This window comes from Nguyenibacter vanlangensis, from assembly GCF_038719015.1.
GTDB lineage: Bacteria > Pseudomonadota > Alphaproteobacteria > Acetobacterales > Acetobacteraceae > Gluconacetobacter > Gluconacetobacter vanlangensis.
Genome location: NZ_CP152276.1, coordinates 2,919,285 through 2,936,504 on the forward strand (window position 1 = coordinate 2,919,285; position 17,220 = coordinate 2,936,504).

At 64.2% G+C, this 17,220-nt stretch carries 18 protein-coding genes and 1 pseudogene; 10 read left to right on the plus strand and 9 right to left on the minus strand.

Features of this window, described 5'->3' with window-relative positions; translation table 11 throughout:
* Position 1: 1 nt before the first annotated feature.
* On the minus strand, positions 2–253 hold the full coding sequence (locus AAC691_RS13590) for a DUF3297 family protein (protein ID WP_176641714.1): 252 nt from the start codon (positions 251–253) through the stop codon (positions 2–4).
* Positions 254–588: 335 nt separating this feature from the next.
* Between AAC691_RS13590 and AAC691_RS13595 the strand changes: the two genes are divergently transcribed.
* Positions 589–1,785 (plus strand): multidrug effflux MFS transporter, encoded by a 1,197-nt coding sequence (locus tag AAC691_RS13595; protein ID WP_323993438.1) that lies wholly within the window; start codon positions 589–591, stop codon positions 1,783–1,785.
* A 100-nt stretch (positions 1,786–1,885) separates the two neighbouring features.
* Positions 1,886–2,194, plus strand: a complete 309-nt coding sequence (locus AAC691_RS13600; RefSeq protein WP_342627292.1) for a DUF1801 domain-containing protein — start codon at positions 1,886–1,888, stop codon at positions 2,192–2,194.
* Positions 2,195–2,371: 177 nt separating this feature from the next.
* On the opposite strand, the gene AAC691_RS13605 is transcribed toward AAC691_RS13600, so the two are convergent.
* Together AAC691_RS13605 and AAC691_RS13610 are read right to left on the minus strand one after the other, a co-directional pair.
* Positions 2,372–4,102 carry a glycoside hydrolase family 32 protein gene (locus AAC691_RS13605; RefSeq protein ID WP_342627293.1) on the minus strand — a complete coding sequence of 577 codons (1,731 nt, stop codon included), beginning with the start codon at positions 4,100–4,102 and terminating at the stop codon, positions 2,372–2,374.
* 244 nt (positions 4,103–4,346) lie between these two features.
* Positions 4,347–5,699: an SGNH/GDSL hydrolase family protein gene (locus tag AAC691_RS13610; protein ID WP_342627294.1), complete on the minus strand. Its 1,353-nt coding sequence runs from the start codon at positions 5,697–5,699 to the stop codon at positions 4,347–4,349.
* A gap of 193 nt (positions 5,700–5,892) precedes the next feature.
* On the opposite strand from AAC691_RS13610, the gene AAC691_RS13615 reads away from it, so the two are divergent.
* The 4 genes from AAC691_RS13615 (at position 5,893) to AAC691_RS13630 (ending at position 8,472) form a co-directional block, all read left to right on the plus strand.
* A complete protein-coding gene (locus AAC691_RS13615) occupies positions 5,893–6,258 on the plus strand; it encodes a hypothetical protein (RefSeq protein ID WP_342627295.1) in 366 nt (121 codons plus the stop codon).
* A gap of 50 nt (positions 6,259–6,308) precedes the next feature.
* Positions 6,309–7,190, plus strand: coding sequence for a hypothetical protein (locus AAC691_RS13620; protein ID WP_342627296.1), 882 nt, complete (start codon positions 6,309–6,311; stop codon positions 7,188–7,190).
* Positions 7,191–7,286: 96 nt separating this feature from the next.
* On the plus strand, positions 7,287–8,027 hold the full coding sequence (locus AAC691_RS13625; protein ID WP_342627297.1) for a 3-keto-5-aminohexanoate cleavage protein: 741 nt from the start codon (positions 7,287–7,289) through the stop codon (positions 8,025–8,027).
* Positions 8,020–8,472 carry a GNAT family N-acetyltransferase gene (locus tag AAC691_RS13630; protein WP_342627298.1) on the plus strand — a complete coding sequence of 151 codons (453 nt, stop codon included), beginning with the start codon at positions 8,020–8,022 and terminating at the stop codon, positions 8,470–8,472. The genes AAC691_RS13625 and AAC691_RS13630 overlap by 8 nt, the downstream gene beginning before the upstream one ends.
* 97 nt (positions 8,473–8,569) lie before the next feature.
* On the opposite strand, the pseudogene AAC691_RS13635 reads toward AAC691_RS13630, so the two are convergent.
* From AAC691_RS13635 to AAC691_RS13645, 3 genes and pseudogenes are all read right to left on the minus strand, one after another.
* Positions 8,570–9,519 (minus strand): annotated as a pseudogene (locus AAC691_RS13635) (IS1595 family transposase).
* Positions 9,520–9,668: 149 nt separating this feature from the next.
* Positions 9,669–10,124, minus strand: a complete 456-nt coding sequence (locus AAC691_RS13640) for an ester cyclase (protein WP_342627299.1) — start codon at positions 10,122–10,124, stop codon at positions 9,669–9,671.
* On the minus strand, positions 10,117–10,740 hold the full coding sequence (locus AAC691_RS13645) for a DUF2239 family protein (protein WP_342627300.1): 624 nt from the start codon (positions 10,738–10,740) through the stop codon (positions 10,117–10,119). The genes AAC691_RS13640 and AAC691_RS13645 overlap by 8 nt, the downstream gene beginning before the upstream one ends.
* A 525-nt stretch (positions 10,741–11,265) precedes the next feature.
* Between AAC691_RS13645 and AAC691_RS13650 the strand changes: the two genes are divergently transcribed.
* On the plus strand, positions 11,266–11,697 hold the full coding sequence (locus tag AAC691_RS13650) for a DUF29 domain-containing protein (protein WP_342627301.1): 432 nt from the start codon (positions 11,266–11,268) through the stop codon (positions 11,695–11,697).
* Positions 11,698–11,906: 209 nt separating this feature from the next.
* Here AAC691_RS13650 and AAC691_RS13655 read toward each other — a convergent pair whose 3' ends face one another.
* Complete coding sequence (locus AAC691_RS13655; protein ID WP_342630218.1) at positions 11,907–12,554, minus strand: glutathione S-transferase; 648 nt, start codon at positions 12,552–12,554, stop codon at positions 11,907–11,909.
* Positions 12,555–12,729: 175 nt separating this feature from the next.
* Between AAC691_RS13655 and AAC691_RS13660 the strand changes: the two genes are divergently transcribed.
* Entirely contained in the window at positions 12,730–13,323 is a 594-nt protein-coding gene (locus AAC691_RS13660) for a TetR/AcrR family transcriptional regulator (RefSeq protein ID WP_342627302.1), read from the plus strand.
* Here AAC691_RS13660 and AAC691_RS13665 read toward each other — a convergent pair.
* Positions 13,277–14,203: a LysR family transcriptional regulator gene (locus tag AAC691_RS13665; protein ID WP_342627303.1), complete on the minus strand. Its 927-nt coding sequence runs from the start codon at positions 14,201–14,203 to the stop codon at positions 13,277–13,279. The genes AAC691_RS13660 and AAC691_RS13665 overlap by 47 nt on opposite strands.
* Positions 14,204–14,299: 96 nt before the next feature.
* Here AAC691_RS13665 and AAC691_RS13670 point away from each other — a divergent pair, with 96 nt between their 5' ends.
* Positions 14,300–15,184 carry an aldo/keto reductase family oxidoreductase gene (locus AAC691_RS13670; RefSeq protein WP_342627304.1) on the plus strand — a complete coding sequence of 295 codons (885 nt, stop codon included), beginning with the start codon at positions 14,300–14,302 and terminating at the stop codon, positions 15,182–15,184.
* A gap of 117 nt (positions 15,185–15,301) precedes the next feature.
* Positions 15,302–15,556 (plus strand): hypothetical protein, encoded by a 255-nt coding sequence (locus tag AAC691_RS13675; RefSeq protein ID WP_342627305.1) that lies wholly within the window; start codon positions 15,302–15,304, stop codon positions 15,554–15,556.
* Between the two features lie 205 nt (positions 15,557–15,761).
* On the opposite strand, the gene AAC691_RS13680 is transcribed toward AAC691_RS13675, so the two are convergent.
* A complete protein-coding gene (locus tag AAC691_RS13680) occupies positions 15,762–17,090 on the minus strand; it encodes a UDP-glucose/GDP-mannose dehydrogenase family protein (protein ID WP_342627306.1) in 1,329 nt (442 codons plus the stop codon).
* Positions 17,091–17,220: the final 130 nt, after the last annotated feature.

The following is a 17,220-nucleotide window of genomic DNA, read 5'->3' on the forward strand; positions in this document are numbered from 1 at the left end:
GTCAGGACTTGAACCAGACTTCGACCGGGCCCTGGAGCTTCATGGTCATGGGGTTGCCGCGGCGGTCCAGCGTCTTGCCGACCGCGAGGCGGACCCAGCCCTCGCTGATGCAATATTCCTCGACATTCGTCTTCTCGACGCCCTTGAAGCGCACGCCGATGCCGCGTTCCAGCAGGGCGGCGTCATGATGGGGGCTGTCGGGGTTGACGGAGAGGCGGTCCGGCGGGGTGTCGGCCGAAGGGGTGGCTTGGATGCCGCTGGGGATGTCGCCCTGGTTGTCGCCCTGGTTGTCGCTGGGGTTATCGTTCATGAGGATGGCCTTTGCGGGTGATGGATCGTGGAGGCTGACATAACCGCTCTGGCGGGCCAATCCAACCACCGCCGGGCCATCGCGGCGCGATGGCGGCGGCGCGGGAGGGCATGCGCACAGGGACGTGCAGGGCTGCGGAACGGGCCGGCCCGCAGAATAGGATGGACAACAGGCCGTGAAAGATCGACATACGCCCCTGCTGGAGCGCGTGCATGTCGTATTCCTCTTCTCCCTCATCGTCGTCCGTGGCCTGGCGCCACCGTATTCCCGTCGGGGCCATGCCGGTCTGGATGACCATATTGCTGGGCCTGATCACCGCCATCGGGCCGCTGGCGACGGATATGTACCTGCCGGCCTTTCCGGCGGTGGATCGCGACCTGGGCGGGGGGCCGGGTTCGGCGCAGATCACGCTGGCGGCGTGGTTCGCGGGGCTGGCGGTGGGCCAGTTCTCGCAGGGGCCGCTGTCGGACCGGCTGGGGCGGCGGGTGCCGCTGCTGGGGGGGATGGCGCTGTTCAGCGCGGCGTCGGCGGGGTGCGCGCTGTCGGACGATTACCAGATGTTCTGCGTCTGGCGGTTTCTGGCGGCGCTGGGCGGGTCGGCGGGCATCGTGGTGCCGCGCGCCATCGTGCGCGACATCGCCACCGGGGCGCAGGGCGCGCGGATCATGGCGCAACTGACGCTGGTGTTCGGGTTGATGCCGATCCTGGCGCCCAGCCTGGGCAGCCTGGTGCTGTCGGTCGGGCATTGGCGCTGGATCTTCTGGTTCGCGGTGATCTATGGCGCGCTGGGGGTGGTCGCCATTGCCTGGACGCTGCCGGACACGATGCCGCGCGAGCGGCGGGTGACATTGTCGTTTTCGGCGGTGCTGTGGCGCTATGTCGGGATCGCGCGGGAGCCGATGTTCCTGTCGGCGGCGCTGTTGCAGAGTTTCGCGAGCTTTGTCGTGTTTGCCTATCTGGCCGGGGCGCCGATCCTGTTCGAGCGGATCCTGGGCTTTACGCCCGGGCAGTTCGGCGCGTTCTTCGGCGTGAATGCCGCGCTGTTCATCGCCGGGGCACAGATCAACAGCCGGCTGGTGCATCGGGTGGCGCTGCATGTGCTGCTGCGGCGCGGGGTGATCGTGGGGGCCGTGGCGGCGGGGACGTTCCTGCTGTCGGCGCTGGCCGGGGTGGCGGGGCCGGCGCATCCGGTGCTGGTCTGCTGCCTGATCGGGGTGACGACCGGGTCGCTGGGGTTCGTGAACCCGAACGCCACCGTGCTGGCCTTTACGCGGCATGGGCACCAGGCGGGGAGTGCCTCGGCACTGATGGGGACGCTGCAATTCACCATCGGGTCGCTGAGCGGCGTGCTGCTGGGCAGCGTGTCGCTGGCGACGCCCGTGCCGATGGCCGCGACCATGGCGGCGGGGGTGGCCGGGATGGCGCTGTGCACCGCGTGGCATTGGCGGCATGCGGCGGGTAGCGGCCAGGAATAGCCGGTAACGGGAATCGCCGCTAACCGCTTGCGGCGGGGGGCAGGAGGGGGGAGCCGTCATGGGCAGGGATGGGTCGCCGGAAGGACAATCTCCGTCCCGGATGATCGACGAGAAGATCGGGGCGTTGGACGACTGGCGGGGCGGGATGCTGTCGCGGCTGCGCGCGCTGATCCTGGAGGCCGATCCCGAAATCGTCGAGGAGTGGAAATGGCGGGGCGTTCCGGTGTGGTCGCATGACGGGATGGTCTGCACCGGCGAGACCTACAGGAGCGTCGTGAAGATGACGTTTGCCAGGGGGGCCGCGCTTGACGACCCGTCCGGCCTGTTCAATGCGAGCCTGGACGGCAACACCAGAGCCATATCCGTTCACATTGGTTCACGGATATGGCTCTGGCTCATTGTTTTATAGAGCATCTTTATCCGACCGAATGGGTCCATCCGGTCAGATGATGCTCTAGGCGCGCCATCGATTTCCACGAGGGCGATGCGATCGACGCGGCGGCGCTGAAGGCGCTGATCCGCGCGGCCGTGATGCTGAATGCGTCACGTACCCGCAAGGGGTCGCGCTGAGGGGACGGCCCCTGGGTCAGACCATCGATTCGCGCTGCATGACCTTTTGCAGGGGATAGAGCGCCAGCGCGTCGATCGTGGCGCCCGCGCCGCTGGCCTCCAGGCGCAGGAAATCGAGCGGGCCGGCCGGGAAGATCAGCGCCGTGCCGACCGACAGGCCGCCATTGGCGAAGATTTCCAGCGTGCAGGCATCCAGCACGATATGGATGTCGAAATGCCGATCGTCCGGGTTCAGCACGGTGGAGAACTGGCCGGTGAAGAAGGGCTGTGCGAAGCCCCTGAGATTGTTGCGGTCGAGCCAGAGCTGGCCGGAGAAGGCGTCGAAGCCGATGGTGAGGGATTCGCCTTGCTCGTTACCGAAGACGATGACGAAGCGGCCGGTGCGTCCCTTGTCGCCCAGGGGCAGGTCGTGCGGGCGCTCGTCGACGGTGACGCTGAGGGAGAGGTCCAGCGCGGTGCCGGGCGGCAGGGCGACCTGCGCGCTGGACCCGGCGGCGAGGCGCCGGGCCGCGAAGGGAATGGCCGGGCCGCGCAGGGCCTCCAGCCCGCGCGGGTTCTGCGCCAGGCGGATCCAGCCGGCGAAATCGCGCCGCAGCGTCATGGTGCGCGGGAGGGTCATGATGCCGCGCCAGCTTTGCGTCGGCAGTTCCTGGCAATATTGCCAGTTGCCGAGCCAGGCGATGGACACGGCCTCGTCGCGCGGCATGTTGCCGTAGACCTGCATCGCATAGGCGTCCTTGGCGAAATCGGTCAGGCCGATCACGGTGTCGTCGGGGACGAAGCGCGTGCCGTCGAACTGCCCCACGAAATATTGCGTGATGCTGCCGCCGGTCGGGCCGCCCGGGTTGACCGAGACGAACAGCACCCAGCGCGTGCCGCCGCCTTCGAGCGCCATTTCGATCAGGTTCGGGCATTCATAATCGACGCCGAACAGGCCGGACGGGCCGAAATCGCTGAGATGCACCCAATGGATCAGGTCGATCGAGGCGTAGAACGCGATCTGGTGCAGGCGTGACTTCGCGACGACCATGACCCATTGATTGGTGGGCTTGTGGAACATCACCTGCGGATCGCGGAACGAGTTGCTGCCGATATCCAGGATCGGATTATGGGCGTATTCCGTGAAGCTCTGTCCGTTATCGCGGCTGATGGCGAGATATTGCGCCTGCCGGTGCGGGCTGGCGCGCGTATAGATCGCGGCCATGCCGCCCTGGCCGGCATCGAACAGGCCCGAGGCGTTTTTCGCGTCCAGCACCGTGCAGCCGCTATAGGCCTCGCCGTCCCTGGTTTCGGGGATGGCGATGGGCTGGTCCTGCCAGTGCAGCAGGTCGGTGCTGGTGGCATGGCCCCAATGGACCCGGCCGGCATAGGGCGCGAACGGATCATATTGATAATAGAGATGATAGTACGTGCCGTCGAAGATCAGCCCGTTCGGATCGTTCATGAAGCCGGTGACGGGGGAAAAATGGATCGTCGGGCGATAGAAGACGTCGCTTTGCGTCTTCACGACGGGACGGGAGACGACGCCCGGCTGGTCGGCGGGCGAGGGATGCGATGCGTTGGGCTCGGCCTTGCGGGTGTGGTCGGGCGCCTGCGGGGGTGTCGGGGCGGTAGGGGTGGCGGGCGGCGACGTGCCGGCGCGCGCGGCGGCGCCCAGTCCGATCGTGCCCAGTCCGATCGTGCCCAGGGTGGCCAGGGACGACAGCGCGGCGCGGCGGTTCAGGCGGGGGGTGGTCTTATCCGTCATGCCGGGCAGTGTACAGAGATACGGGATGGGTGAACACCGGCCCAACGCCGGCCACTTCGGACCAAGGCATGAAGGCACGGCGCGGGTTCAGTGTCCGTGTTGAGCCGGCGCGTGCCGGCCGGGGCGCGGAATGTGCCGACACGGCCGGGGGACTGGGTGGACGGCGGGCGTGGGTCCGCTTTTGCGCTTGTGGTCGAGATAGCACGGGCAACGGCTTTATCCGTGGGGAATATTGCGGACCGGCCTACCGGGTAGACGGTGTCTTGAGGCTCGAATGAGCCGGGACCCGAAAAGCTTCAAGCGGAAGTCGAACATGCGCATCATCCTTCGATTTTCCGACTTGCACTTCGCCCGCGCAGATCGGCTGCGGTGTCGGCGTCAGGAGTGTCAGGTCGATATGCTCGGCCATGACACGATAGCCGAGGTTGTTCATGTGTATATGATCACCTTGGTCATAGTCCGGCCTGATGCGGTCAGCATGGCTCGGGTCCCGGACCGCAGCGTCGAAGTCTATGATGCCGTCGAACGCGCCACTGGAACGGATCCATTGATTGACCGCGCGCCGTTTGGCTTCTCCTGCCGCGCTGTAAAAGCCGGGTTCGGCGCCTCCGAATGGCGTGAGCGTGGCGCCGAAGATGCGGATGCCATGTGCATGCGCTCGTGTGATCAACTGGCGCATTCCGGTTTCGATATCTTGGGCGGAGACGATTTGTTCCGGCGGTCCTTTGTCGTCCGAAAATCCGATATCGTTGATGGATTCGAGCAGGATAATGGTCCTGACATTCGGAACGGACAAGGCGTCTCGGTCGAAGCGCGCCAAGGCCGAGGGACCCAGGGCGGCCGCTTGCCCGTCGCGCAGCATCCGGTTTCCGGCAAGGCCTGCATTCACGACGCCTATCCGTAGATTAGCCTTCGTCAAGCGGTTGACGAGAATATCCGGCCAGCGGAATTGGCGATCGACGGTAAGGCCGTAGCCATCGGTGATGGAGTCTCCGAAAGCCACAAGAGTCACGGCATCCGGTATGTCCGTTTCAGCCTCACTGATGAAGAAACGCATCTGCGATTGTGTCGGTTCAGGCAGCATGTCTCGGCCGACGCTATTCCCGTCTTTCGAAATCCAGGTAGTGGCCACGCCGAACGGATGCGTCGCCGTTATGCCTGTGGCGCGCGGAACGAAGAGGTCAACGGCCACGATTTGCAGAGATTTTGTGTCAATTTTGACCGGATCCGTCAGGACGCTTTGGCCAGGTTTGATGATGATGGACGCGTGACTGCTGAACGTGAGCGGATGTATGGAGTGCGGCATGATGCTTCCCGGCTGTCTGCCGGGAGCCGCAAGGGCGGCAGATCCGATGATGAGCGGTCTAGTACCGAGGTCGTTGCTCAACCGCAGGCGCAGCCGGTACCCGCCAAGGGAAAGGCGGAGATATTGCCGGATGGTCGCGTTGCTGATGTTCGGCCCGTTGGGAAAGGCCGGGCTGGCAGCCCACACGCCGACCCAGTTTTCTCTGGTCGCACACGTCGCGGGGGTGGCGACAACCGGGACCAGAAGGCCGACGATGACAAGCAGGAACGCGTAGCGGGTGGAGTTGGACATTATCGTGCTCGCCCTTCGTCGATTGCCCGCCGAAACATAAAATCGACCTGAACCGCAGAGGCGCTGACTCCGATTCAAGAGAGTGGCGGAGCGGGGCGTAGCTCCAGACATTGAAGGTCGCGAACGCGTCGAGCCAGATGAGGGCACGTGCCGGGAACGGGGTGAGCCGTCCCCCTGCCCTGCGGAGCATAGCGTGAGTCAGCAGAGCCATGCCGCCATTTGCCAGGCCGGGTCCCGCGAAGGCGATCAGGGCGGCATCCAGCCCGTGATGCGTGGCGAAGATCGGCGCATAATCGACGTTTTCATCGATCTGCTGTTGCAGCAGGATGTTATCGAGAGTGGCGCTGCCGTAATGGAGTGCGAACGGGTTCGATTTCCAGCCAAGCAACCAGGCCATCAGGGCATGGGCATATTCATGCGTGAAGAAATCGACCGCGTGCGCGACGAGAACCCACAACAGGGTCGTCACGCCGAAGCGCCATGGGGAGATGGTCATCCAGACTTCCGAGTTCAGAAACAAGATTTGAACGTCGCATGCGGTCAGGCATGTTTTGATTAAAAATTTCTTTTATTGTACGTTTTCTCTTCCGGGTTATGGGCGAGGCGCGCATGGCTGAGGGAGCGTTGGTACCGACCGAAGACGTTATCGCCTGCGTGACCGGCATTATAGGATGGCGGCCCGACGCATGGTTGCCCGTCCGCGGCGGCTATACTCCGGCGGCCCGGTATGTGATCGTATCCGGTCAGCGGCGGGCATTCGTGAAAATCGCGACCAATGACGTCACGGCGCGTGCCCTGCGGGCGGAGGCTGGGGCCTATATGGCTGTCGCGGCGCGGTTCCGGCCGGCGTTCTATGGCTGGGCGGATCACGGCGCACGGCCAGTTCTGGTCATCGAGGCATTGCAGGATGCCCGGTGGCCGCCGCCGTGGCGGGACGGTGATGTTGAGCAGGTCCGCGAGATGCTTGGTGCCCTGCATCGTTCGGAGGCGGCATTGCCTGCCCATGCGCAGGTGCATGGGGGACAGCATGCGGGCTGGAACAGCGTCGCGCATGATCCGTCTGCATTCCTTTCCCTTGGGCTGGCCGATCAGGCCTGGCTTGACCGTGCGCTTCCCCTTCTGGTCGCGGCCGAGGCGCAATGTTCCACCGTTGGCAATGCGGTCACCCATTGGGATGTCAGGAGCGATAATATCGCCCTGCTGAACGATGGACCCAGGCTGGTGGACTGGTCGGAGGCTTGTCTTTCGAACCCGCGACTCGATCTGGGATTCTGGCTGCCCAGCCTGCATTTTGAAGGCGGCCCCCCACCCGAGCACATCTTGCCTGACGCACCGGATGTCGCCGCATGGGTCTCGGGTTATTTCGCCGCACGGGCAGGGCTGCCGATCATACCGCATGCGCCTTTCGTGCGCCGCATTCAGCGGCAGCAGCTTGCAACAGCCTTGTCCTGGGCACAGCGCGCGCTGGGGTTGCCCCCCTTGCGGGACTGATGCACGCCTGACATTCGGACTGTGTAAAGACGGCCATTGCGCGATCGTGACCGACCGTGCCTTGCACGCGGTCCGAGAGGTTATTTAACTGTCTGCATGATCGTTCAAGCCTGCCTGAATGGCGCACGTGCCCGGAACTATCATCCGGCGCTTCCCGTCACGCCGGAAATGCTGGCGCGCGATGCAATTGCGTGCATCATGGTTGGTGCAGCCGAAATTCACATGCACCCCCGGCGCGTGGATGGCCGTGAAAGTCTGGCCGATGACGTGATCTCGCCTGCGGTTCTGGCGGTACGGCGCGCCTGTCCGGGAACCTTGATCGGGCTTTCGACCGGCGCATGGATCGAGGGTAGCCTGTCGGCGACCACCGCCTGTATCGCGGGCTGGCGGTATAAGCCCGATTATGCATCGGTCAATTTGTCGGAAGATGGTGCGGAGACCGTCATCCGGTTGTTGATGGATAGAGGGATCGGTGTCGAAGCGGGCGTGTCGCGGCAAGAAGATCTCGACCGATTGATCGCGCTGGAGTGTGCTGATTGCGTTTTGAGAATCCTTGTTGAAATCGAGGATCAGGACGAGGCGGCCGCACGTCGCCAGGCAACGGCGCTGTTGGATCGGATCTGCCGCTTGCCCCGCGCAAAGCCGATTTTGCTGCATGGGCAGGACGCGACGATGTGGCCGTTGCTCGCCTATGCGGCCGCGAACGCATTATCGTTCCGTGTCGGCCTGGAGGATGGCATGTACCTGCGCGACGGGTGTCTTGCCGCGAATAATGCCGAACTGGTTGCGGATGCCGTATCGCTGCTGAACGAAATCCGGCACCCACGCCATGATTGATTTTCGCCCCGCCCGTGCCGACGAAGCAGCCGTTCTGACAGCGCTGTGCCTGCGTTCGAAGGCTGTGTGGGGCTATGATCAAGCATTCTTGGACGCGTGCCTGCCTGAACTGTCGATGACTCCGGAAAATATTACGGCATCTCATGTGCGGGTTGCTGAGTCTGGTGGGCGGGTCGTCGGTGTCGCGTGTCTTGAGATCCATGGCCGGGATGCCGAGTTGGACAAATTGTTCGTCGAACCCAGCCAGTTGGGAAAGGGTGTGGGACGGGCGCTTTTCACGTGGGCGGTGGAGACGGCCCGGCGATCCGGGGCCCGTGCCCTGCGGATCGATTGTGATCCGGGTGCGGTTCCGTTCTATTCCCGGATGGGAGCGGAGGAGGACGGGCTTGTCCCGTCCGGGTCGATCGCTGGACGGATGCTGCCGCGCATGAAAGTGCGGCTGTAGCCTTGTGGTGACGGTCTTCCTGTGGAGGAAGAGATTCTTCTTTTGAGGAAGAGATTCTTCTTTTTCTGAAGAAAAAGAAGCAAAAAGACTTTCCTGATTACGCACTAATTTCAGCCAATTTGAGCAGGCGATAGGGCATGGGCGGGGTTCTGACGGCGGCGTATCCGAGGCGAGGGATCATGGAGGCGAGGTCGAAGCGGCGATTGAAGCGATAAACGAACTCGGCGAGATAGCGCGGCGCATGCTTGTCACGGATAGCACGGTAAGTACCGGTCATGGCATTCTTGATGTTGGCGAGAGCGGTATTGACCCATTTGAAAGCAGGGTTGCGGCCTGCCTTTGGTCCCGAACCGGTCAGGATGGGATGATGGACGCACCCTGCTTCGGTGACGGCGGCGAAACAGCGTAGACCGTCACTGACCACGCTGCTGGCGGGGTCGAAGCTGTTTTTTGCCATCTTTGCGATCTCGGCCCTACTGAACCCGGCCACCCGGCGGAGTTTCAGGCGGATTGGCTTGCCTTGCGGTGTGGTTTCAACAGCGGCCACGATCGGCGTCTTGCCCGCTGATCCTCGCCCGCGCTTGCCGCCGCCGCGTTCTCCGCCGAGATAGGCGTCGTCCAGTTCGATCCGTCCCTTCAGTCGCTTGCCGGCCTCGCGTTCCATCATTACCTGCGCGAGTTTATGCTTGATCTTCCAGGCCGTGGTCTGCGTCACGCCGAGCCTGCGCCCCAGTTCGATGCTGGAGATGCCGCCTTTGCTCTGGGTCAGATGGTGCACAGGGCACGAAACCAGGTCCGTAACGGCACCTTGGTTGCCGCGAAGATCGTTCCGGCGATCAGCGACGTCTGCTTCCGACAGGCGCTGCATTGATACTGCCCACGGCTCTGAATGACGCTGTGCTCACGCCCGCCGCAGGCCGGGCATTCAAAACCAGATGGCCAACGCCAGCCAAAGATCACCGCTCGGCACTTCTCTTCGCTTCCGTAAAGTTCGTCAAATTGGGCTTCGCTTAGCCCTTTCTGAAACTGGACCTTGTTGCGAGCCATCGATCAAGCCTCTCGAAAACAACAAATGTTCTCGTTTTGTATCATAAATCCCTGGCTGAAAATAGTGCGTAATCAGGAAGACTTTTATTCGTTATGCGGTCTGTCCTGATCTGGCGTATTTATAAAAATCTTGGAAATACAAGTATTTTTTAAAATGATGTGTGGAGTGGACGCGACAATTTGTTTCGTTGCAACTGTTGGTAGACGCCGAGGCGATCGGTGACTTGCCAATGTCCGGTCAGCCTGTCGGACCTGTCGAACCCATAGGCGGTGGCGCCGGACATTTCGATCGTGTGTCCGGTTGCCGGAAAATCCGGCAGGTCGCCCAGGTGGGTCGCGTTCCACAGCCAGGTCATCACGACCGTGTCGCCGTCGGCGTAGAGGCCCTGAATGTCGAAATGCTGATCCGGAAAGGCGGCGCGCAGCCGGATGACTCGCGCCTTGAACCCTGCGAGGTCGAGCGTCATGCCGTTCCACGGGTCCCCTGGGTCATGGCGGATCCGGTAGGTGGGCGCGAGATAGGCGGCTGCGCTGTCCGCATCGCCCCGATTCCAGACCTGGTGGATGAAATGACGCAGGCGAGTCTTGCGTGGCCGTTCATTCACGAGACTGATCCTGGGGCTGTTCCTGGGGCTGTGCGAGCTTGACGGCGTAGTCTCTGACGTCCTGGGGCCAGGGTGCGGCGGCGCGGGCCAAGGCGTCGATGTCGTCGGCGAACAGGGCGCGGGCCGCGTCTTCGAAGCCGGGATAATCGCCGGCCAGCGCCGCCATGACGCGATAGGCGCGTTCATGCGCCAGGCGCCTTGCCGTTTGGCCGCCATCGGCCTTGCGCGCCTGATCGACAAGGCGGCGCAGCGCCTGTGACGCGCCGCCCGGCTGCGCGGCCAGCCAGTCCCAGTGGCGGGGCAGCAACGTGACCTCACGCGCGATCACGCCCAGTTTCGGCCGGCCGCGGGGCTTGGCGGCTGCGGGAGGCTGAGGGGGCTGAGGGGCCTGGTATCGGGTGAGGCGGTACAGCATGTCGGCGGTACTGCCGCGGAGATCGATGTCGAGGACGGTACCCGTGTCGTCCGCGAAAATCAGAAGGGGATCCTTGGCCGTTTCGGCCAAGGGGTTCAACGCCAGGGCGACGTCCGCCAGCGATCCGGAGGCGATTTTTCGCGCGCCCGCGAACCCGGTGCAGGGAATGGCCAGTGTGTTGGCCGGAGTATCTGAAGACATTTCGCCTGGGTATATTGATTCTCTCACCCCGTCAATATATCCGGGTATAAAATTGACGCAGGGTCGCGGGCATTTACGCGATGCGGTGCATGTTTTTTTATCCAAGACCACCTTATTTCGCTTACATGATATACGCATAATGCGTATATAGAGAGGATCGACCCGGCTGATTGACGAGGATGAGCTGTTGCAAGGGCGGGAAAAAGTGCGCCGTGACGCCTGATCGGATGAGGGAATGTCTCGCTGTGCTGCACTGGTCACAGCGGGGTCTCGCTGCGATTTTAGGGCGCCAGGAAGGAACGGTTCGGCAATGGGCGCGGGGCGCTGTGAGGATTCCCGACGACGTGGCAGGATGGCTGGAGGCGAGAACCAGGAGCGCCGAAACGACACCGCCGCCTGTTCGGCGCGTCGTTAACATTGGCTGACCTTTGGGCCGAGGTTTGGCCGCATCACCCGAGTTTCCCGCCCCGCAACGCCTCGATGAAGACCGGAACACGATTGCAGCGCCCAAAGGAGAACATCGTCATGCCGATCAGCTACGATCAAGACATTGTCGCCTGGGCCACTGAACAGGCGCGTTTGATCCGTGCGGGACAGTTCGACCAGCTCGACATCGAGCATATCGCGGATGAGATCGAAGACGTGGGTAAAAGTGAAAAACGCGAGTTAACCAGCCGTATGGCAGTCCTGATTACCCACCTGCTCAAGTGGCTTTACCAGCCTTCGGCGAGGTCGTCGTCATGGTCCGGCTCAATTCGAGAGCAGAGAAAGCGCATCGCGCGCGCACTCGAAGAGACCCCCAGCCTGAAGACTTCCCTGGTTGACCCCAAATGGCTCGGTGACGCCTGGAGCGATGGCCTCGCAAGGGCCTTGGAGGAGACCGGTCTGGATACCCTCCCAGAGGCACCGATCTGGACCGCGGAACTCATGCTCACCGAAGGATGGCTCCCCGGCTGAACCGGCTGGCGCCCCGCTGCACTGACTGAATTTTCAGGACTGCAAGCTTGGGATACAAGCTGGCAGAACGTGGCGGCTCACCCGTTGAGGTGTCAGCCCCTATACCAACTGGACCTGTTCCGTCTGCAAGGCCGTGAATCCGGCGGGTTACGCCGATCAGGCGGAGAGCAGGCGCATGTCTTGCGGCGTGACCATTCCGGCACGCGGGTTCAGCGCGCCGGAATGGTCATCGCCAACTGGTCCCTGACGCTGGGGCGCGCCTGCATTCTTGCGTACCAGGCCTGAAGCGCCGTGCATTCCGCGGGAATCGGCAGGTCCACGAGTGCTGCGAATATCAGGCCGCCTATGATCGTGATGTCGGCCATCGAGAAGGCTTCCCCCGCGGCGAAGGGCTGTTTTTTGAGAACGGCATCGAAGTAATGCATCCCTCTGATGGCCTTGTCGCGCTGGCGGAGTCCCCATTCGGGGTTCTGATAGATCTCGACGGCAGGTCCGAGCCCCGGTGTCGCATGGTGGAAATAGACACTGACGGCGTCGAGCAATTCGATTTCGGCGCGTTTGCTCATCATGTGGATCACGCCCTTTTCGCGCGGCGTCCTGCCCGTCAGGACGGGAGGCCCCGCGAGCGTGTCGAGATATTCGGTGATGGCGGTGCATTCGGCGATGAACGTCCCATCGTCGAGTTCGAGCACCGGCAGCGTGCCCGAGTAGTTCTTTGCGCGGAAATCGGCCGTCTTGTGCTCGCCTTTCCAGAGATCGACCGTCACGAACCGGACGTGCGATCGCAGGTTCTTTTCGGCCAGGGCGATCCGGACGCGCGCCGGATAGGGGCCGGTGGGCCAATCGTAAATCGTCATCGGTGCGACCGCGCCGGCATCGGACCCGGCGGTGCCGGGATTCAGATCGGGATTCAGATTCGTGTTCTTCATATTCATTTTCGGAAACCTATCTGTCACTTGGTAGGTGACCGTAGGGCTTCAGATTTTCGTCGTCAACGGCTATCTGTCACTTGGTAGAGAGAGAGGTGAAGTCGTGAGCGAGGCAGTGGGCGAGAGAATGCGTGCGGGTTCCAGGGAGAGCATCCTGGCGGCGGCCAGGCGCGCCGCGCAGGCGCATGGCTATGGCGGCCTGAATTTCCGCGATCTTGCGGAGGATGTCGGCATCAAGGCCGCGAGCGTCTATTATCACTTTCCCAGCAAGGCCGATCTCGGCGCGGCGGTCGCGCGGCGCTATCGGGAGGATACCGCGGCCGCGCTGGAGGCCATGTGGGCGGAAACTGCCGACCCGGTTCTGTGCCTGCGCCGGTATCCGGACCTGTTCCGCAGGTCGCTGGAGAACGGTAACCGGCTGTGTCTCGGCAGCTTCATGAGCGCGGAGTACGATGACCTGCCGGAGGCGGTACGGCGCGAGGTCCAGGCTTTTGCCGACGCCAACGTGGCCTGGCTGAGCCGGGTCATCGCCGCGGCACATGGCGCCGCCCCGGAGGCGTGCGCACAGCGGGCGCGCGCCGTCTTTTCCGCCGTTGCCGGTGCCCAGCTCATGGCGCGGAGTCGTTCGGACATCGCGCTGTTCGATGACATCATCGAGAGCTATCGCAAGACGGGTCTTCTGGGACAGATCGGATGAAATCGACGAAGGCGCGCAGTGGCGCGGGAAGATGCCGGCGGCCGGGATAATAGAGAAAGGGGCCGCTGAATTCCTGCCACCAGGGCTGGAGCACCGGCACCAGGGCGCCGCTGTCCAGGTGGGGGCGCAGCCAGTCCTCGAAAAGATGGATGATGCCCAGGCCCTGGACGGCGGCGGAGACGGCGAGGTCCACCGCGGCGCCCAGGCGGACCAGCAGGGGGCCGGCGGGGTCGATGCGCACGATCTGTCCGTCGCGTTCGAATTCCCAGGCCGGGATGGCGCCGCTGGCGAACTGCCCGCGCAGGCAGGCATGCGCGAGGAGGTCGCGCGGATGCTCCGGCCGGCCCCGGGCGGCGAGATAGGCCGGTGACGCGGCGGTCGCGGCGCGTTGCGTGCGCGGACCGATGGGGATTGCGATCATGTCCTGTTCCAGCCGCTCGTCATAGCGGATGCCGGCGTCGCAGCCGGCCGCCAGGACGTCGACGAACCTGTCCTCGACGATGACCTCCAGCCTGATGTCGGGATAGCGTTTCAGGAACGGCGTGGCGATGGACGGCAGGACCAGGCGCGCGACGCTGGCGGGCACGTTGAGCCGGAGCGTGCCGGCCGGCCGGTCGCGGAAAATATTGACGACGTCCAGCGCCGCCTCGACCTCGCCCAGCGCGGGGGCGAGGCGTTCGGCGAGGCGCGCGCCGGCTTCGGTCGGGGCGATGCTGCGGGTCGTGCGGTGCAGCAATCGTATGCCCAGCCGCGTTTCGAGACGCCGCACGGCCTCGCTGAGGCCCGACGCCGAGACACCGTGGGCGCGGGCGCCGTCGCGGAAGCCGCCTGCCCGCACCACCGCCAGAAACGCGTGGAGATCCTGAAGATCCGCCGTCATTGTTCGGAATTCCGTACAGCCTGTGCCGATTTCAGCCGATTATCGCGCGTGCGGTCAACGCCCATAGTCATGCCGTCCTTATCCCTGGAGGCGGACATGACCGACCTTATGAAAGCAGGCACCTTTGTGCTGGGCGACCGGCGCGTGAATCGAATGGGTTATGGCGCCATGCAACTGGCGGGCCCCGGCGTATTCGGGCCGCCGCGCGACCGCGAGAGCGCGCTTGCCGTGCTGCGCGCGGCCGTCGCGGCCGGTGTCGACCATATCGATACCAGCGATTTCTACGGACCGCACGTCACCAACCGGCTGATCCGCGAGGCGCTGCATCCCTATGCGCCCGATCTGCGGATCGTGACCAAGGTGGGGGCGGTGCGCGGGGCCGACGGGTCGTGGAACCCGGCGCAGAGCCCCGACGCGCTGACCCGCGGCGTGCATGACAATCTGCGCAATCTGGGCGTCGATGTCCTGGATGTCGTGAACCTGCGGGTGATGGGGGATATCCATGCCCCCAGCGAGGGTTCGATCGCGGTGCAGGTCGCGGCGCTTGCGGCGCTGCAGCGGCAGGGGTTGATCCGCCATCTGGGCCTGAGCAACGCCACCGCGGCACAGGTGGCGGAGGCGCGCGGCATTGCCGAGATCGTCTGTGTGCAGAACCATTATAACCTTGCGCATCGGCGGGATGACCCGCTGATCGATGAACTGGGCCGGCTGGGCATCGCCTATGTGCCCTATTTTCCGCTCGGCGGCTTTGCGCCGTTGCAGTCCGCGACATTGTCCGGCGTGGCCGAGCGGCTGGGCGCCACGCCGATGCAGGTAGCGCTGGCATGGCTGCTGGCGCGCGCGCCCAATATCCTGCTGATCCCGGGCACGTCGTCGCTGGCCCATCTGAGGGAAAATCTGGCGGCGGCCGAACTTCGGCTGGCGGACGGCATTCTTTCCGAATTGGCGGAGATCGGGGCGGAAGGCGGGACCGGGGCGTGACCGGCCCGCGCGCATCGGCCGCCCGGCACGGCATTTAAGGCTTAAAATTTCTCCGGGGGCCTTTCCTTTTGCGTGGCTTGCGCCATACGTCATCCGTCCAGCAGAGAGGGGGACGTCATGGGTGACGAAGACGACATGATCGTCGGGTATCTGGTGGTCCGGGAGGTCGACGGCGGGGAAGTCGAGTTCTGGGGCCCGGAGAATGCGTGGAGCGACGATCCGGACGACGGCAGGCTGTACGAGACCGAGGACGAGGCCGAGCGCGACGCCGAGGCGCTGCGCGCCGGGAATGCCGACATCATAACGGTCGAACCGGTGTTCGAGGACGATGAGGAGGAGGATGAGGACGAAGAGGACGAGACACGTCCGTAAATCCTCCGGCGTGCGGCGTCCGGTCGGGCCCTGAGGGGGCGGGCCGGGCGTCGTGTCCGCGGGGAGGCGTTATTTCTTCTTTTGTCTTCCGAAAAAGAAGCAAAAAGACTTTGATTCGTTGTAAGAGTCGGGTTTACTCCGACATATATTTATAAAAAATTCAAAAGTTTTTTGGTTCTTTTTTTCAAAAAAGAACAGCCTGCCTTCAGATAGGACGGCCGACCGAGTGGTAATGGAAGCCGGCCGCGCGCATGGCGGCGGGGTCGAAGATGTTGCGCAAATCGACGATGACGCGGCCGCGCATGGCGGCGGCCAGGGCGTTTGGCGCGAGGGCGCGGAATTCGTTCCATTCGGTCAGCACGACCAGGGTGTCGGCGTCGCGGGCGGCGTCGAGGGCGCTGTCGCAATAGGTGATGCCGGGCGGCAGATGCGGACGGGCGGCCTGCATGCCGACCGGGTCGAAGGCGCGGAGTTCGGCGCCCTGCTCGGCCAGGCGGACCAGGATGGGGATGGAGGGGGATTCGCGCATGTCGTCGGTTTCGGGCTTGAAGGTCAGGCCCAGCACGGCGATGCGGCGGCCGCGCACCGAGCCGCCGCCGGCGGCGGCGATGCGGCCGGCCATGGCGACCTTGCGCGCGTCGTTGACGCCCACCGTGGCCTCGATCAGCCGGGTCGGGGCGCCGGCTTCCTGGGCGATGCGGGTGAGCGCCAGCGTGTCCTTGGGGAAGCAGGAGCCGCCATAGCCGGGGCCGGGATGGAGGAATTTGCGGCCGATGCGCCCGTCCAGCCCCATGCCGCGCGACAAATCGTGGACGTTGGCGCCCACCTTGTCGCACAGATCGGCCATTTCGTTGATGAAGGAGATCTTCATCGCCAGGAAGGAATTGGAGGCGTATTTGGTCAGTTCGGCGGTTTCCAGCGCCATGAACAGGACCGGGGCCTCGATCAGATAGAGGGGGCGGTAGAGCGCCGAGAGCACCGCGCGGGCACGGGCGCCGCCGTCGGGTGCCGTCTGATCGAGGCCGACGATCACGCGGTCGGGGCGCATGAAATCGCCGATCGCGCTGCCTTCGCGCAGGAATTCGGGGTTGGAGGCGACGTCGAAATCGAGGTCGGGCCGGGTTTCGCGCACGATTTCGGCGATGCGGCGGCTGGTGCCGACCGGGACCGTCGATTTGGTGACGATGACCGCATAGTCGCCCATCGCCCGGGCGATCTGGCGCGCGGCCTGGTGCACATAGGTCAGGTCGGCCTGGCCGTCGCCGTTGCGGGGCGGGGTGCCGACGGCGATGAAGATCGCCTCGGCCCCCGTGACGGCATCGGCGATATCGGACCCGAAGGACAGGCGGCCGGCGCGGGCATTGTCGGCCACCAGCGTATCGAGCCCGGGTTCGTAGATGGGGATACGCCCGTCACGCAGGGCGGCCAGGCGGTCGGGGTCGATTTCCACCACCGAGACCTGGTTGCCGAATTCGGCAAAGCACGCCGCCGAGACAAGGCCGACATAGCCGCCGCCGATCATTGCAATGCGCATGGCATCCCCTCCTTGTCCGTCATGGATGTTCGACGCGTGGGCGGACTATGCTTCGGCGGCGGCAGCTTGGCCAGAGGCCATGTGCGGTCCGGCGCGCGGCCCCCGGAACCTGGAACCTGGAACCCTGGAA

What these genes read in the sequence shown, in the direction of transcription:
- AAC691_RS13595 (WP_323993438.1), top strand. Translation starts at nt 589, where the DNA reads ATGCCGGTCTGGATGACCATATTGCTGGGCCTGATCACCGCCATCGGG.
- AAC691_RS13600 (WP_342627292.1), top strand. Translation starts at nt 1,886, where the DNA reads ATGATCGACGAGAAGATCGGGGCGTTGGACGACTGGCGGGGCGGGATG.
- AAC691_RS13605 (WP_342627293.1), bottom strand. Translation starts at nt 4,102, where the DNA reads ATGACGGATAAGACCACCCCCCGCCTGAACCGCCGCGCCGCGCTGTCG.
- AAC691_RS13610 (WP_342627294.1), bottom strand. Translation starts at nt 5,699, where the DNA reads ATGTCCAACTCCACCCGCTACGCGTTCCTGCTTGTCATCGTCGGCCTT.
- AAC691_RS13620 (WP_342627296.1), top strand. Translation starts at nt 6,309, where the DNA reads ATGGCTGAGGGAGCGTTGGTACCGACCGAAGACGTTATCGCCTGCGTG.
- AAC691_RS13625 (WP_342627297.1), top strand. Translation starts at nt 7,287, where the DNA reads ATGATCGTTCAAGCCTGCCTGAATGGCGCACGTGCCCGGAACTATCAT.
- AAC691_RS13630 (WP_342627298.1), top strand. Translation starts at nt 8,020, where the DNA reads ATGATTGATTTTCGCCCCGCCCGTGCCGACGAAGCAGCCGTTCTGACA.
- AAC691_RS13645 (WP_342627300.1), bottom strand. Translation starts at nt 10,740, where the DNA reads ATGTCTTCAGATACTCCGGCCAACACACTGGCCATTCCCTGCACCGGG.
- AAC691_RS13650 (WP_342627301.1), top strand. Translation starts at nt 11,266, where the DNA reads ATGCCGATCAGCTACGATCAAGACATTGTCGCCTGGGCCACTGAACAG.
- AAC691_RS13655 (WP_342630218.1), bottom strand. Translation starts at nt 12,554, where the DNA reads ATGACGATTTACGATTGGCCCACCGGCCCCTATCCGGCGCGCGTCCGG.
- AAC691_RS13665 (WP_342627303.1), bottom strand. Translation starts at nt 14,203, where the DNA reads ATGACGGCGGATCTTCAGGATCTCCACGCGTTTCTGGCGGTGGTGCGG.
- AAC691_RS13670 (WP_342627304.1), top strand. Translation starts at nt 14,300, where the DNA reads ATGACCGACCTTATGAAAGCAGGCACCTTTGTGCTGGGCGACCGGCGC.
- AAC691_RS13675 (WP_342627305.1), top strand. Translation starts at nt 15,302, where the DNA reads ATGGGTGACGAAGACGACATGATCGTCGGGTATCTGGTGGTCCGGGAG.
- AAC691_RS13680 (WP_342627306.1), bottom strand. Translation starts at nt 17,090, where the DNA reads ATGCGCATTGCAATGATCGGCGGCGGCTATGTCGGCCTTGTCTCGGCG.